The following is a 14,662-nucleotide window of genomic DNA, read 5'->3' as shown; positions in this document are numbered from 1 at the left end:
CGCTCCCGGGGATTCGCGCAGTTGCCGCCTTGTTCTCGCTCGAAATCTTTTGGGCATTTGGAGAAATGATGGATAATTTAAACCTTAATAAACATATTTCCGGCCAGTTCAACGCAGAACTGGAAAGCATCCGCACCCAGGTGATGACCATGGGCGGCATGGTAGAGCAGCAGTTGTCTGATGCGATTACCGCCATGCACAACCAGGATAGTGAACTGGCAAAGCGCGTCATCGACGGCGATAAGCACGTCAATATGATGGAAGTGGCGATTGATGAAGCCTGCGTGCGCATCATCGCCAAGCGCCAGCCAACCGCGAGCGATCTGCGTCTGGTGATGGCGATTATTAAAACCATCGCCGAGCTGGAACGTATTGGTGACGTGGCGGATAAAATCTGCCGCACCGCGCTGGAGAAATTCTCCCAGCAGCACCAGCCGCTGCTGGTCAGCCTGGAGTCGCTGGGCCGCCACACCGTGCAGATGCTGCATGACGTGCTGGACGCGTTCGCGCGTATGGATCTCGACGAAGCGGTACGTATCTATCGTGAAGATAAGAAGGTTGACCAGGAATATGAAGGCATCGTGCGCCAGCTGATGACCTATATGATGGAAGACTCGCGCACCATTCCAAGCGTGCTGACCGCGCTGTTCTGTGCGCGCTCTATCGAGCGTATCGGTGACCGCTGCCAGAATATCTGCGAATACATCTTCTACTTCGTGAAGGGGCAAGACTTCCGTCACGTGGGCGGCGATGAGCTGGATAAGCTGCTGGCGGGGAAAGACCCGAAAGAGTAAACCCTTCGCCCTCTCTTCTCCCCGGGGAGAGGGCAATATTAATCAATCTGCAAATATATATTCCCAACGGTTATATTTATAAAATCCTAAAATGATAAAAATATAATATCAGGGATGTTAGTCACAATTTCTTATACCTGCCATTGCATTTAATTCTCTGAAATACAAAAATCAACCTCAATTAATATATATAAGAATCGAAGTTCACATCGTTTTAATGACTGGATTGTTACTGCATTCGCAGGCAAAACCTGATTGCGTCAGCTTACGCTGATAATGTCGGGTTTTTTTGTCTTTAAAAAAAGGTCATACAGATGATTATGCAGATCACCAGAGTTTTAAATAATAATGTATTGGTGGTGACCAACGAAGATCGCTGTGAAAAAGTAGTCATGGGCCGAGGCATTGGTTTTCAAAAGCGCGTTGGTGAGTACATTAATACTCACGGTATTGAAAAAGAGTATGCCTTAAGCAGCCATGAATTAACCCGGCACTTAAGCGAGTTGCTGAGTCGTATTCCACTGGAGGTGATGACCACCTGCGACATTATCATTTCCCGCTCCCGCGAGCGGTTGGGCCACTTGCACGATAGTATCTACATTTCGCTTACCGACCACTGCCAGTTTGCGCTGGAGCGTGTCCGTCAGGGTATCGTGTTGCCCAATGCGCTTTTGTGGGATATCCAGCGCCTGTACCCCAAGGAGTTTCAACTGGGCGAAGAAGCGCTGGTGGTGATTCGCCAACGTCTGGGCGTACAACTTGCGAAGGATGAAGTGGGATTTATCGCCATGCACCTGGTGAGTGCGCAGATGCGAGGTTGCATGGAAGATGTTAAAGAGATCACCCAATTGATGCGGGAAATGCTGCAGCTGATTAAGTTTCAGTTTGCCATTAACTATCAGGAAGAGAGTTTGAGCTATCAGCGGTTGGTGACACATTTGAAATTCTTTGCCTACCGCATTATTGAGCATGCCTCCGTTGGCGATGAAAACCCGGAATTACAGCAGGCGGTTAAGCAGAACTATTTTGACGCCTGGGAGTGTGCGGAACGAATTGCTGCTTTTATCCGCCAGCAGCACCAGCGGGAAACCTCGTCGGAAGAGATTATGTTTCTGGCGATCAATATTGAGCGGGTTCGTAAAAACCATTAATTGAATATTGCTGGTTTGACTTCAGCATTGTTACCGCCTCGGCGGGCAAAACCTGAAGAAGATTATCTCCATCGCGGGGGTGATTTTCTTCAGGTTTTTTTTGATTGCCGCTTCGCGGTTGAGGATCACACATGACGGAATTAGCCCAAAAAATTGTGGCTGGAGTTGGTGGACGGGACAATATCATCAGCCTGATGCATTGCGCCACGCGCCTGCGCTTTAAGCTAAAGAACCACGATAAGGCGCAGGCCGAGGTGCTGAAAAATACCCCGGGCATTATTATGGTGGTGGAGAGCGGAGGGCAATTTCAGGTCGTTATTGGTAACCATGTCGCAGATGTTTTTGACGCGGTGAGCGCGCTGATTGGTTTGAATACCGATGCGTCAGCGGCGTCGGAAGACGATGCCAAAGACAGCCTGCTGAGTCGTTTTGTCTATATTATTTCAGGGATCTTTACGCCGCTTATCGGCCTGCTGGCAGCAACGGGTATCCTGAAAGGGCTACTGGCCGTAGCGCTGGTTTGCCAATGGACAACCGATCAAAGCGGCACTTATCTGCTGTTGTTTAGCGCCAGCGATTCGCTATTTTACTTTTTCCCAATAATCCTCGGCTATACCGCTGGCAAGCGCTTTGGCGGCAACCCGTTCCTGACGATGGTTATCGGCGGCGCGCTGGTACACCCGCTGATTTTACGCGCCTTCGAAAGTGCGCAGATGCCGGATGCGACGGCGCTGCACTTTCTTGGTCTGCCCATCACCTTTATCAACTATACCTCATCGGTGATCCCGATTATTTTCTCTGCCTGGCTCTGCAGTCTGATGGAGAAAAAGCTGAATGCCTGGCTCCCTTCGGCAATTAAGAACTTCTTCACCCCGCTGCTGTGCATGGTGGTGATTATCCCGGTGACATTCCTGGTGGTTGGCCCACTGTCAACCTGGGTGAGCGGACTGATTGCGACAGGTTATCTCTACCTCTACCATGCCGCGCCGTGGTTTGCCGGTGCGGTCATGGGCGGGCTGTGGCAGATCTTTGTGATGTTTGGCCTGCACTGGGGACTGGTGCCGCTGTGCATCAACAATTTTACCGTACTGGGTTACGACTCCATGCTGCCGCTGATGATGCCTGCGATCATGGCGCAGGTGGGGGCGGCGCTGGCTATCTTTTTGTGTGAACGCGATGGGCAGAAAAAAGTGGTGGCGGGATCTGCGGCGCTGACCGGACTGTTTGGCATCACCGAGCCCGCGGTGTATGGCGTCAATTTGCCGCGAAAATACCCGTTTATTATCGCCTGTGTCAGCGGCGCCATCGGCGCTGGGGTGATTGGCTTCGCACAGACTAAAGTCTACTCCTTCGGTATTCCCAGTATTTTTACCTTTATGCAAACCGTCCCGCCGGGAGGCGTCGATTTTACCGTCTGGGCGAGCGTGATTGGCGCGGTTATCGCTATCGTCGGCGCATTTGTGGGCACCGTACTCTTTAGCCTGGCGCTGAGCCGGAAAAATATTCCGGTCGCCGTGGCGATCGTGCCAGCGCATCCTGTCACCCGCCAGGCCAACCCGCAAACCATCGCTGCGCCGCTGGCCGGGCAGGTGGTTTCGTTATCAGAGGTCACCGACGCTACCTTCGCCAGCGGACTGCTGGGTAATGGTGTGGCGATTATCCCGACGCTTGGCGAGGTGCGTTCACCGGTGAAAGGACGGGTGGCCTCGCTGTTTGCAACGCTGCACGCCATTGGTATTGAGTCCTGCGATGGGGTTGAGGTGCTGATTCACGTGGGTATCGATACGGTAAAACTCCATGGACAATATTTTACCGCGCATGTGCAAATGGGTGATGACGTTGAAACTGGCGATCTTTTGCTGACGTTTGATGTCGAGGCGATTGCCGCTGCCGGGTTTGATTTAACTACGCCAATACTAATCAGTAATAGCAATGATTATACCGATGTGCTGCCACTCAATATGGGAAATGTGAATATTCAGGAGTCGCTGCTCTCCGTTATCCAGTAGCTAAATAATGTACCGTCACTGAGGGGTAATTCGCTTCAGTAGATACCTATTATCTAAATTTTACGGGCCGTTAATTCTAGTTCAATTATTAATTATATAAAGGGACGTTATGTTTAAAAAGGACCTGATTACTTCTGCCATTTTATTGATAGTGCCATTGTCATTTTCATTTCAGGCTTATGCCCAGTCATTAACCGTCGAGCAGCGCCTTGAGCAACTTGAGTTGGCGTTAAAAGAAACGCAAAAGGAGCTAAAAAAATATCAGGAAGAAGAACGCCAACGCACTATTTCCATCGCTGCCGCGCCAGCCGTAACGGCCCCGGCAGTGAAAACCACGGCTAAACCTGACGCGGTGCTGGTAAAAAGTGTCGCGCCGAACGGTGACGGTAGTGAGGCGGTGTATTCCTCGATGACGATGAAAGACTTTAGCCGTTTCGTGAAGGATGAAATTGGTTTTAGCTACAACGGCTACTACCGTTCTGGCTGGGGTTCCGCCTCCCACGGTTCGCCGAAATCCTGGGCAATTGGCTCACTAGGCCGTTTGGGCAACGAATACAGCGGCTGGTTCGATCTGCAGTTGAAGCAGCGCGTGTATCACGAAGGCAATAAACGCGTGGATGCGATTGTGATGATGGACGGCAACGTCGGCCAGCAGTATTCCACCGGCTGGTTTGGCGATAACGCCGGGGGTGAAAACTACATGCAGTTCTCCGATCTGTACGTCACCACTCAGGGCTTCTTGCCGTTCGCGCCGGAGGCGGATTTCTGGGTCGGTAAACATGGCGCGCCGAAGATTGAAATACAGATGCTCGACTGGAAAACACAGCGCACCGACGCGGCGGCGGGCGTAGGTCTTGAAAACTGGCAGGTTGGGCCGGGGAAATTCGATATCGCGCTGGTGCGCGAGGATGTCGACGACTACGACCGCGCGTTGGAAAATAAACAGCAGATCAACACCAATACCCTGGATATTCGTTATAAGGATCTGCCGCTGTGGGATAAAGCCACTCTGATGCTATCCGGACGGTACGTGGCGGCTAACCAGAGCTCATCGGAAAAATATAATGAGGACAACAACGATTTCTATAAGTGGAAAGATACCTGGATGTTTGGCACCACGCTGACGCAGAAATTCGACAACGGTGGCTTTAACGAATTCTCCATGCTGATGGCGAATAACTCCATTGCCAGCAGTTTTTCGCGCTACGCGGGATCCAGCCCATATACCACCTTTAACGGTAAATATTATGGCGATCATACCAACGGTACGGCGGTACGCTTAACGTCTCAGGGGGAAACTTATATTGGCGATCGTTTCATTATCGCCAATGCGCTGGTCTATTCCTTTGGTAGCGATGTTTATAGCTATGAAACAGGGGCGCACACAGACTTTGATTCTATCCGTGCCGTTATTCGCCCCGCCTATATTTGGGACCAGTATAACCAAACTGGGGTTGAGTTGGGTTATTTCACGCAGCAGAACAAAGATGTGAAGGGTAAAAAATATGACGAGTCGGGTTACAAAACAACGCTGTTCCATACTTTTAAAGTGAACACCAGTATGTTGACCTCTCGCCCGGAAATTCGTTTTTACGCCACTTATATTAAAGCGGAGGATACTGACCTGGACGGTTTTACCTTTGAAGATGACAAACCGGATCAGTTTGCTGTCGGCGCTCAGGCAGAAATCTGGTGGTAAGGCGAGAATAATGAAAGGAATATTGTGATGAAATTTAAAAAAACTTATTTATCAATTATTGTTGCCGGCATGATTCTGGGCGCCCCTGGTTTTGCGACGGGCCTGCCTGTAAGTCCGGATGCCTCTATCCCTGTAAAACAGTATGTTACGCAAGTTAACGAAGATAATAGCGTCACCTGGCGTTTATTCGCACCTACTGCGAAAAGCGTCTCAGTCGTGGTTGGGGTTCCCTCGCCGGAAACGATTCACCCAATGACGAAAGATAGCGCCGGGGTCTGGAGTTGGCGCGGGCCGGTTATGAAATCCAACCTCTATGAATACTTTTTCGACGTAGATGGTATACGCAGTATCGATACCGGCACCGCGATGCCTAAGCCACAGCGTCAGGTGAACAGCAGCATGATTCTGGTTCCCGGCAGCATTCTGGACGTGAAGTCCGTCCCTCATGGCGATCTGATTGCCGTCACCTACCGCTCCAACGCGCTGAAATCTGAGCGTCAGCTGTATGTCTGGACGCCGCCTGGCTATAACGGTCAGGGTAAGCCTCTGCCTGTACTCTATTTTTACCATGGCTTTGGCGATACCGGACGGTCGGCAATCGACCAGGGACGTATCCCTCAGATGATGGATAACCTGTTAGCGGACGGAAAAATAGTACCGATGCTGGTGGTCGTGCCTGATACCGAAACCGACGCAAAAGGCATTGTTCCTGAAGATTTTGTTCCGCAGGATCGGCGTAAAGCGTTTTATCCCCTCAACGCGAAAGCGGCGGATAACGAACTGATGCACGATATTATTCCGCTGATTAGCACACGTTTTAATGTGCGAAAAGATGCTGATGGTCGCGCACTGGCTGGACTCTCGCAGGGTGGCTACCAGGCGCTGGTCTCCGGAATGAATCATCTGGATAGCTTCGGCTGGCTGGCGACATTTAGCGGCGTTACGACCACGACGGTGCCCGATGAAGGGGTTAGCGCGCGGTTGAAGGACCCGCAGTCTATCAATCAGCAACTGCGAAACTTCACGGTGGTTGTTGGCGATAAAGACAAAGTGACCGGTAAAGACATTGCCGGGTTGAAGGCGGAGCTTGAGACACAAAAAATCAACTTTGACTATCATGAGTATCCCGGCCTCAATCATGAAATGGATGTCTGGCGGCCGGCCTACGCCGAATTTGTACAGAAGATCTTTAAGCAGTAATTGTCGCGCCCGGAGCCAGAACGCTAGCGCCGGGTATCACACCTCAAGGAGTAAGAGAGATGACGTTAATCATTACGGAAGACTATGCCGAGATGAGTCGGGTTGCCGCCCAACACCTGCTGGGCTACATGTCGCAATCGCGGCGGATGAATTTGGCTATCACCGCAGGCAATACGCCAAAGCAGATGTATCAGTACGTCACCGAGGCGGTACAAGGCAAACCGTGGTATTCACACTGCTATTTTTATAATTTTGATGAAATTCCGTTTCGTGGAAAACCGGGGGATGGCGTGACCATCACCAACCTGCGGAAGCTATTTTTTACCCCGGCAGGTATTAACGAAGACAATATCCAGCAACTGACGCTCGATAACTACCGGGATCATGACGGTAAAATTGCCCGCGACGGCGGTCTGGATCTGGTCCTGATGGGGCTGGGGGCTGACGGTCATTTTTGCGGCAACCTTCCCGGTACGACGCATTTCCACGATCTGACGACTGAAGTCCCGATTGTTGGCAAAATGGTCGATCTGGTGGTGCATGGTGAGCTGGGGGGCGATTATTCGCTGGCACCGGACAGCTACGTGACCATGGGGCCCAAAAGCATTATGGCGGCGAGAAACCTGATCCTGATCGTCAACGGTGAGGGAAAAGCGCAGGCGCTTAAACAGGTACTGGAAGGCCCGGTAAGCGAAGCGATTCCGGCTTCGGTGCTGCAGCTTCATCCATCATTAACGGTGATTGCGGATAAAGCCGCGGCGTCGGCGCTTGCCTGATCTTGTGAAGAGGCCGGATAAGGCGTGAGGCGCCGCCATCCGGCCTAAACCGCACACCTACCGCTATCGCGTAATGTCCCACCCGCGCGCTTTCCACAGCGCAGGCAGTTCCGCCAGATCGGTAAACGTCGTCACCTTCGGGTGAACGATCGGTTTGTTATGCGGGTCGGCGCAGAAGTAGAACACCTCCATGCCCGCATCAATCCCCGACTGCGCGCCAGCGGAAGAGTCATCCACCAGAATGCACTTCTCCACGTCCACGTTCATTGCCTTCGCCGCATGGTGCATCAGCGCCGGGTCTGGCTTCCAGCGTTGGATATCGTAGCCGCTGAACAGCTTATCCGGGAAATGGTGCAGCATGTGCAGCTTGCCGAGTGAATGCTGCATTTTGCTGACCGGGCCGTTCGACACGACGCACATCGGTACGCTAACCGCGTCGAGCAACGCATTCGCCCCGGCAATCACCTCCAGTTCGGTGTCGAACAGGCGTGCGACCTCGGCGCGGTAAACCGGTTCTAACTCAGCTTTTTCCAACTGAGTGCCGTGCTCATCGTTGATGATGTCAATAATCTCGTAGAGCTTTACGCCCTTGAAACGTTTAAAAATCTCTTCCAGATCGAGCGTGATGCCAAATGTTTTAAACATATGGACGTAGGCCCGTGAACAGATCACTTCGCTGTCTACCAGCGTACCGTCACAGTCGAAAAAAACCGCTTCAACTCCGGACATGTCATTTCCTTTTTAACAAGTTTAACGTTTACGTAATGCCGAATTGAGAGACGCAATCGTTGCCGTATAAGCAAAATCAATGAAAAAAAGTATCTCGCAACCGCGCCTATTGTCGCATTTTGGTATAGGATAGCGACGAATTTTCCTTCCATGTCTGCGGAAATTAATAATGAGTCAACAACACACCACCCCGGCTTCCGGTCAGGGGATTCTGGAGCGCGTGTTTAAACTGCGCGAGCACGGCACGACGGCACGTACCGAAGTGATCGCCGGTTTCACGACCTTCCTGACGATGGTCTACATCGTTTTCGTTAACCCGCAAATTCTTGGCGTAGCTGGCATGGACACCAGCGCTGTGTTTGTTACTACCTGCCTGATCGCGGCGCTGGGCAGTATTCTGATGGGCATCTTTGCCAACCTGCCGGTCGCACTGGCACCGGCAATGGGCCTGAATGCGTTCTTCGCGTTCGTGGTGGTGCAGGCGATGGGCCTGCCGTGGCAGGTCGGTATGGGCGCTATCTTCTGGGGCGCAATCGGTCTGCTGCTGTTGACGATTTTCCGTGTGCGTTACTGGATGATTGCCAATATCCCGGTGAGCCTGCGCGTAGGTATCACCAGCGGTATCGGTCTGTTCATCGGTATGATGGGCCTGAAAAACGCCGGCGTTATTGTGGCGAACCAGGACACGCTGGTCTCTATCGGTAACCTGACTTCTCACAGCGTACTGCTGGGCGTGCTGGGCTTCTTTATCATTGCGATTCTGGCTTCCCGCAATATTCACGCAGCGGTGCTGGTTTCTATCGTGGTAACTACGCTGCTGGGCTGGATGCTGGGTGATGTGCACTACAGCGGCATCGTTTCTGCGCCGCCGAGCATTACCACCGTGGTCGGTCATGTTGACCTGGCGGGCTCCTTCAACCTGGGTCTGGCGGGCGTTATCTTCTCCTTTATGCTGGTAAACCTGTTTGACTCCTCCGGTACATTGATTGGCGTGACTGACAAAGCCGGTCTGGCCGACGCGAAAGGCAAGTTCCCGCGCATGAAGCAGGCGCTGTTTGTCGATAGCGTCTCCTCGGTTGCTGGCTCTTTTATCGGCACCTCTTCTGTCACCGCGTATATCGAATCTTCTTCCGGCGTGTCCGTGGGCGGTCGTACCGGTCTGACGGCGGTAGTGGTTGGTCTGCTGTTCCTGCTGGTTATCTTCCTGTCGCCGCTGGCGGGTATGGTGCCGGGCTATGCGGCTGCAGGCGCGCTGATTTACGTGGGTGTCCTGATGACATCCAGCCTGTCTCGCGTGAAGTGGGATGACCTGACCGAAGCGGTTCCTGCGTTTATTACCGCGGTGATGATGCCGTTCAGTTTCTCAATCACCGAAGGTATTGCGCTGGGCTTCATCTCTTACTGCGTGATGAAAATCGGTACCGGTCGTTTCCGCGACCTCAGCCCGTGCGTGATTGTTGTCGCACTGCTGTTTATTCTGAAGATTGTGTTTATTGACGCAAAATAAACAGTAAGCCCTTTTCATCGAAAAGGGCTTTAGTGTTTGTACCCTCTCCCTGTGGGAGAGGGCCAGGGTGAGGGCATCAGCCCGCACTTATGCTTTAACGCGCTGAATGTACTCGCCAAATGCGGTCAACTGACCGGTCAAATGATCCAACGTCCCTTGTTCAATCACTTCACCCAGCTGTGGGTCGACCTTATTCTGAATCACGCCGCCCATAAACTCCGGCTTGTTCATGACCATTGCATCCAGGAACACCAGAATCTGGCGCAGATGATACTGGCAGCGCGCGCCGCCGATAGCGCCCATTGAGCTGGTCTGAATCAGAACCGGTTTACCTGAAAGCGGCTGATCCGGCAGACGAGAGAGCCAGTCGATGGCGTTCTTCAGGCCACCCGGCACGGAATAGTTGTACTCTGGCGTGACGATAACCACGCCGTCGGCCTGGCGAATCTGTTCTGCCAGCGCTTCCACGCTTTGCGGGAAACCGTCTTCCTGCTGGAGGTCCGCGTCGTACAGTGGGATATCGCCAATTGACGGCAGTGCGGAAACGGTCATGCCCGCCGGGGCGATTTTAGGCAGGGTGCGCGCCACCATACCGTTGAATGAGCCTTTGCGCAGGCTTCCCAGTAACGTCACAACGTTCAATGTTTCAGACATGACTACTCCTTTTCCATCATGGCGGCTGAAATCCAGCCGAATCAATTGAGTATAAGCGCTTTCTCCGCCGGTAGGCTGGTGAATCTCATCAGGCGTGCCGAAGGTTCGTTGGCCCGGGTCTGGGCATCAGGCAGGCTACGCCAGCCGTGCTTACCATCAAACTCCCAAACCTTGAGTTTGTCGATAGACGGTGAAGCGGCCAGCGACCAGACCAGCACGTCTTCGGCATCGCAGATGACTTCAAGCTGGTCGGTTAATGCCGAACGCAGGCGGCCTGAGCCGGGCAGTAGCTGGAGCGTCTGAGGGGAGTCGTGGTGAACGTCACCTGACAGCTTGAGGACGCTCTGACGCAGCGTGATGAGCTGTGCGCGCGCTTCATGTGGATCGTTCTGGTTGTTGATCCACAGATTCTCATTGCTGGTAAAGCGGTAGCTTTCCACCATCGTGGCCTGCGGGGTATTGCGCAGCGTGCGCAGCAGTTCCATATCGAGGCCGCACTGGCCTTCAGTGGTGAGGGCTACGCCGACGATATTACCAGCATAAGCGATAGAAAAATCAGGCAGATGGCTGTCCTTAAAGTACGGTTTACCTTCTTCCTGAGTCTCGATTTCAGGCAGTTCGCTAATGCCATACAGCATAAACAGCAATTCCGCCAGCAACGCGCGGGAAGCCAGGTAGCGGGTCCGGCGATGGGCCGGCAGCTGGCGCGCAATATTATGGCTGGTGGATGAGAGCCTGACCGATAGTAGATGTCCGTCCTTAAGGATCCCTCTTGCAAAGTGCGTCGCCATTTTTCGCTCCGTGATTAATGGACTGTGGATATGACGAGAGTAACATTTACGCCTGTTATGATCAGGTTTTACTGCCTAAAAGTGCGATTGAAAAGGGGTATTACGCGACTTTTACACTTCGCCCTAACTGAAACGTATTATTTTTACGAATAATGAGTCAGGAAACAGCGAGATATAAGGCTTTGAGGGTATCACGGAGCCAAATAATTTTCGGGTTGTGACTATTTCGTTTATGCCAGAGTAGGGTAAACGGCACCTGCAGTTTTTCCCGCTGCACGGTATCAAACGGGAGCGGGCGAGGCACTAAAGGTAGGTTGTGCAGTTGGTTATAATGCTGGCAGTAGCGCGGCGCGGTGGCGATCATCTGGTGATCCGGTTGGGCGGCCATAAACAGCGATTGTTCAAAGCCCGGCAGGCTGAGCGCGATATGACGCTCGCGTCCCATCTCCTGCAATACGTCGTCCAGCGCCCAGGTATCGCTCTGCTCCCAGCAGATGCTGATGTGCGGGTAGCGCAGGAATGTTTCCAGATTCCACTCTTCCTGAAGCGCTGGATGGTCCTCACGCAGCCAGACCCAGGGCAGATCGGTAAACAGCACCTCGTAGTCTATCGACAGCGGCAGCAGGCTCAGCAGCTCGCGTGAGCGGGGATGACTTTCACGCCCGGTGAAGCCGATGTCGACTTCACCGCGAATAATCGCGTCCAGCGAATCATAGTCCCAGTTACGCACTTTGATGGTCGCCTGCGGGTAGCGCTGATAAATCTGGCTGGAGAGTTGGTTGAACATGATCATCACCAGCGGTGTTTCGGCGACCAGGTCGAACTTCAGCCCGCGTGGCGTTTCGTGATGCGGTTTATCCAGCAGCTGATTGCCCATCTGCATCCACTCGGCCAGGCTTTGCTCCATGCTGACCATCAGCGGTGTCGGCGTCAGCCCAAGCGGGGTGTTCACAAACAGCGGATCGTCAAACCAGGCTCGCAGCTTCGACAGCGACTTACTGACCGCCGACGGCGTGACGTTCATCCGTTTGGCGGTTTTGGTAACGCTGCGCTCCTGCATCAGAAGCTGCAGGCATAGCAGTAAATTAAGATCGAGACTGGAGAGGGGCTTCTTCATGTGTTGGCGCAGACCGGTTAGGAGCCACTGAGATAATCAGCAGTATGCACACTATGCTACAGCCAATCAGAATCCCGATCAGCATATTCAGCGCATCAAGACCCAGAATGGCCGACAGCCATATCCACAGCGACGAACCGCAGACCTGAGCAATACCCAGCGCCGAACTGGCAACCCCTGCCCGCAGCGAGAATGGCCCCAGCGCCTGACTCATGGCGACGCCAAAGCCTACCGAGAACCCTGCGCAAATTAAGGTCAGCCCGAAGAGCGTAACGGCGTGCGTACCGGCAAGCGTGAGCACAATCCCCGCCGCCAGAAAAAGCACCTGCGATGCCAGCATGAGAGTGCGGGGTTTAAATAGGCTCAGAGCGAACGGCGTTGAGAATGACACCGCCATGCTGACGCCTGCGGTCATCGCCATGGTCGTGGCATATTCGCCACGGTCAAAGCCCATGACCTCCATCAGCAGCACCGGCGAGGTGTTCACAAAGGTGAGGATCACCGACACGCTCAGCGTGGTGATCGCCAGACGGCTGAGGAAAAAGCGATTTATCAACGACTCGGCTCCCGGCGTATGGCCTGCCGAAGCAGGTAGCGTCGCCGGGCGCGATTCTCGCAGCACAAACACCGACAGCAGGCAGACCACCACCCCCATGCCAATCATCGTGTAGAACAGACTCTGCCACGGGTATTTGAGCATAATCAGGTGCCCCAGCACCGGTGCGAGTACCGGCACGATGCAGGTGATGCCATTAAGCAGCGACAGCACCTTGGCCCGCAAGCGATCGTCGAGCGTATCGCGCAGGATAGCGAACGCCACGACGTAGCAACAGCCAGCCCCGATCCCCTGAATAAAACGCCCCACCAGGAAGGGCGTGCCGCTCTCCGCCAGCGAACAGATCGCGGAAGCGGCGATGTAGATCAGCGCCCCGACAATCGCTACCGGCTTGCGGCCAGATTGGTCCGCCACCTTCCCGGCGAACAGCATCGCGGTTGCCATCCCGGCCAGATAGACCGAAAACGCAATGTGCAACTGCGCTTCGCTGGCCTGTAAATCAGCGGCGATACGCGGTAATCCCACCAGGTACATATCAATACCGGCGGGATAGAGTAAAACCAGGGCAAAACAGCAGACGAGAAAGCGTGTCATGGCGACCTCACGAGGAATGTGGCGCTCAGCATACTGGGGCGCGTGCGATGACACGAGTTGCCATTTGGACAACAGTAATTTCCTGTGAGGAAATTTACTTCCAGGCTCTTGCCCGTTTCAGCGACAGGTAAGCCCCAGAATATATGTTTGTCAGCCGAAATATAATCCAGACACACGTAAAAAATGTTATTTACCTACCTATTTAGTTTTATTTCCACATGTTATTTTGCGATTATATGTGGATGTTTTATATTGTATAAAATATAACTGCAGGTTTTATATTAGATATGAGAATGTATGTTGGTGAGAAAATTTTAGCGTTGCTATAATATTATCAAAGTCGAATTTTTAAAGTTAATTATCGGTTTTATGGGGTGTTGAAGTAAAAACAACGGAGGTTTTTTATATGGATATGCGTAACTTTGGACAATGCAAGGTGATGACTAAATCACCTTCATGGACTTTTCTGGATGTATTCCGCTGGAAAGTTATTCCTGACAGATTCGGCGGTGGCAGATCCTACGCCAGAGGTTTTAAAGACTCTTGGGTCAAAAAACATAGCTCGCTTATCAGGGCTGTTGCCCTCCGCTATCAACTCCCACCAGAACTTCTTGCTGGTGTCTGTTGGATTGAGGTGGGCGGCGATCCAAATATTGTAGATCGCTTTGCTTTTGAGGTTCGTTCCATAGATTGGAGTGGACCGGTCTATATCGATCGTAATTTCACAGTAACCTCTTCGCCAGCTAAAACGTCGTTTGGGTTTGTCAGTATGCAATTGCGTACGGCTGCTAAAACGATGGGGCTTAATGCCGATAAGATGAGCACATCAGAACTTCGTTCACTGTCGCAGTGCCTTGAAAAAGACACCTATAATATTACCCTCGCAGCTATGCATTTACGCCAGCTTGCCGATTATGACAAGTTACCATCCAGACTAAATATTAATGATATTAAAGTTATTGGCACTAGATATAATCGGGGCACAAACCCAAGTCTGGAAAGTATAAAGAAAGATATGCGCTATGGCGATTTTATTGTCAAAAACTGGCAATATTTTAACAAGCTTATCTGGTAAAGGGTTATTA

General features: G+C 52.4%; 13 protein-coding genes. 8 read left to right on the top strand and 5 right to left on the bottom strand.

Annotation, left to right across the window (positions count from 1 at the left end; genetic code table 11):
* The first annotated feature begins 68 nt into the window (after window positions 1–68).
* The 6 genes from phoU (at window position 69) to AB2B48_RS17785 (ending at window position 7,629) form a co-directional block, all read left to right on the top strand.
* On the top strand, window positions 69–794 hold the full coding sequence (gene phoU / locus AB2B48_RS17810; RefSeq protein ID WP_012907987.1) for a phosphate signaling complex protein PhoU: 726 nt from the start codon (window positions 69–71) through the stop codon (window positions 792–794).
* A gap of 314 nt (window positions 795–1,108) precedes the next feature.
* Window positions 1,109–1,945, top strand: a complete 837-nt coding sequence (gene bglG, locus AB2B48_RS17805; RefSeq protein WP_368299753.1) for a transcriptional antiterminator BglG — start codon at window positions 1,109–1,111, stop codon at window positions 1,943–1,945.
* A 131-nt stretch (window positions 1,946–2,076) separates the two neighbouring features.
* The gene (gene bglF, locus AB2B48_RS17800; RefSeq protein WP_368299752.1) at window positions 2,077–3,954 is read left to right on the top strand and encodes a PTS beta-glucoside transporter subunit IIABC; all 1,878 of its coding nucleotides are present in this window, start codon (window positions 2,077–2,079) and stop codon (window positions 3,952–3,954) included.
* Between the two features lie 109 nt (window positions 3,955–4,063).
* Window positions 4,064–5,653 carry a carbohydrate porin gene (locus tag AB2B48_RS17795; RefSeq protein ID WP_368299751.1) on the top strand — a complete coding sequence of 530 codons (1,590 nt, stop codon included), beginning with the start codon at window positions 4,064–4,066 and terminating at the stop codon, window positions 5,651–5,653.
* A gap of 69 nt (window positions 5,654–5,722) precedes the next feature.
* Entirely contained in the window at window positions 5,723–6,853 is a 1,131-nt protein-coding gene (locus AB2B48_RS17790) for an alpha/beta hydrolase-fold protein (protein WP_368301980.1), read from the top strand.
* 59 nt (window positions 6,854–6,912) lie between these two features.
* The gene (locus tag AB2B48_RS17785) at window positions 6,913–7,629 is read left to right on the top strand and encodes a glucosamine-6-phosphate deaminase (protein ID WP_368299750.1); all 717 of its coding nucleotides are present in this window, start codon (window positions 6,913–6,915) and stop codon (window positions 7,627–7,629) included.
* A 63-nt stretch (window positions 7,630–7,692) separates the two neighbouring features.
* On the opposite strand, the gene yieH is transcribed toward AB2B48_RS17785, so the two are convergent.
* Window positions 7,693–8,358 carry a 6-phosphogluconate phosphatase gene (gene yieH / locus AB2B48_RS17780; RefSeq protein ID WP_220440791.1) on the bottom strand — a complete coding sequence of 222 codons (666 nt, stop codon included), beginning with the start codon at window positions 8,356–8,358 and terminating at the stop codon, window positions 7,693–7,695.
* 169 nt (window positions 8,359–8,527) lie between these two features.
* Between yieH and adeP the strand changes: the two genes are divergently transcribed.
* Window positions 8,528–9,865, top strand: a complete 1,338-nt coding sequence (gene adeP, locus AB2B48_RS17775) for an adenine permease AdeP (protein WP_185668158.1) — start codon at window positions 8,528–8,530, stop codon at window positions 9,863–9,865.
* An 87-nt stretch (window positions 9,866–9,952) separates the two neighbouring features.
* Here adeP and AB2B48_RS17770 read toward each other — a convergent pair whose 3' ends face one another.
* From AB2B48_RS17770 to AB2B48_RS17755, 4 genes are all read right to left on the bottom strand, one after another.
* Window positions 9,953–10,519, bottom strand: coding sequence for an NADPH-dependent FMN reductase (locus AB2B48_RS17770; RefSeq protein ID WP_333011165.1), 567 nt, complete (start codon window positions 10,517–10,519; stop codon window positions 9,953–9,955).
* A gap of 41 nt (window positions 10,520–10,560) precedes the next feature.
* Window positions 10,561–11,310: a 4'-phosphopantetheinyl transferase family protein gene (locus AB2B48_RS17765; protein WP_368299749.1), complete on the bottom strand. Its 750-nt coding sequence runs from the start codon at window positions 11,308–11,310 to the stop codon at window positions 10,561–10,563.
* 157 nt (window positions 11,311–11,467) lie between these two features.
* On the bottom strand, window positions 11,468–12,427 hold the full coding sequence (yidZ, locus tag AB2B48_RS17760; RefSeq protein ID WP_368299748.1) for an HTH-type transcriptional regulator YidZ: 960 nt from the start codon (window positions 12,425–12,427) through the stop codon (window positions 11,468–11,470).
* Window positions 12,396–13,577, bottom strand: coding sequence for an MFS transporter (locus AB2B48_RS17755; protein ID WP_368299747.1), 1,182 nt, complete (start codon window positions 13,575–13,577; stop codon window positions 12,396–12,398). The genes yidZ and AB2B48_RS17755 overlap by 32 nt, the downstream gene beginning before the upstream one ends.
* A gap of 406 nt (window positions 13,578–13,983) precedes the next feature.
* Between AB2B48_RS17755 and AB2B48_RS17750 the strand changes: the two genes are divergently transcribed.
* Window positions 13,984–14,652, top strand: a complete 669-nt coding sequence (locus tag AB2B48_RS17750; RefSeq protein ID WP_368299746.1) for a hypothetical protein — start codon at window positions 13,984–13,986, stop codon at window positions 14,650–14,652.
* Window positions 14,653–14,662: the final 10 nt, after the last annotated feature.

Source organism: Kluyvera sichuanensis, from assembly GCF_040930405.1.
In the GTDB taxonomy this organism is placed as follows: domain Bacteria; phylum Pseudomonadota; class Gammaproteobacteria; order Enterobacterales; family Enterobacteriaceae; genus Kluyvera; species Kluyvera sichuanensis.
Note: the sequence above shows the minus strand (reverse complement) of the source record. Positions and strands in the feature narration are given on the sequence as shown.

Coding starts and splice junctions, on each gene's coding strand:
- phoU (WP_012907987.1), top strand. CDS start 69: ATGGATAATTTAAACCTTAATAAACATATTTCCGGCCAGTTCAACGCA.
- bglG (WP_368299753.1), top strand. CDS start 1,109: ATGATTATGCAGATCACCAGAGTTTTAAATAATAATGTATTGGTGGTG.
- bglF (WP_368299752.1), top strand. CDS start 2,077: ATGACGGAATTAGCCCAAAAAATTGTGGCTGGAGTTGGTGGACGGGAC.
- AB2B48_RS17795 (WP_368299751.1), top strand. CDS start 4,064: ATGTTTAAAAAGGACCTGATTACTTCTGCCATTTTATTGATAGTGCCA.
- AB2B48_RS17790 (WP_368301980.1), top strand. CDS start 5,723: ATGATTCTGGGCGCCCCTGGTTTTGCGACGGGCCTGCCTGTAAGTCCG.
- AB2B48_RS17785 (WP_368299750.1), top strand. CDS start 6,913: ATGACGTTAATCATTACGGAAGACTATGCCGAGATGAGTCGGGTTGCC.
- yieH (WP_220440791.1), bottom strand. CDS start 8,358: ATGTCCGGAGTTGAAGCGGTTTTTTTCGACTGTGACGGTACGCTGGTA.
- adeP (WP_185668158.1), top strand. CDS start 8,528: ATGAGTCAACAACACACCACCCCGGCTTCCGGTCAGGGGATTCTGGAG.
- AB2B48_RS17770 (WP_333011165.1), bottom strand. CDS start 10,519: ATGTCTGAAACATTGAACGTTGTGACGTTACTGGGAAGCCTGCGCAAA.
- AB2B48_RS17765 (WP_368299749.1), bottom strand. CDS start 11,310: ATGGCGACGCACTTTGCAAGAGGGATCCTTAAGGACGGACATCTACTA.
- yidZ (WP_368299748.1), bottom strand. CDS start 12,427: ATGAAGAAGCCCCTCTCCAGTCTCGATCTTAATTTACTGCTATGCCTG.
- AB2B48_RS17755 (WP_368299747.1), bottom strand. CDS start 13,577: ATGACACGCTTTCTCGTCTGCTGTTTTGCCCTGGTTTTACTCTATCCC.
- AB2B48_RS17750 (WP_368299746.1), top strand. CDS start 13,984: ATGGATATGCGTAACTTTGGACAATGCAAGGTGATGACTAAATCACCT.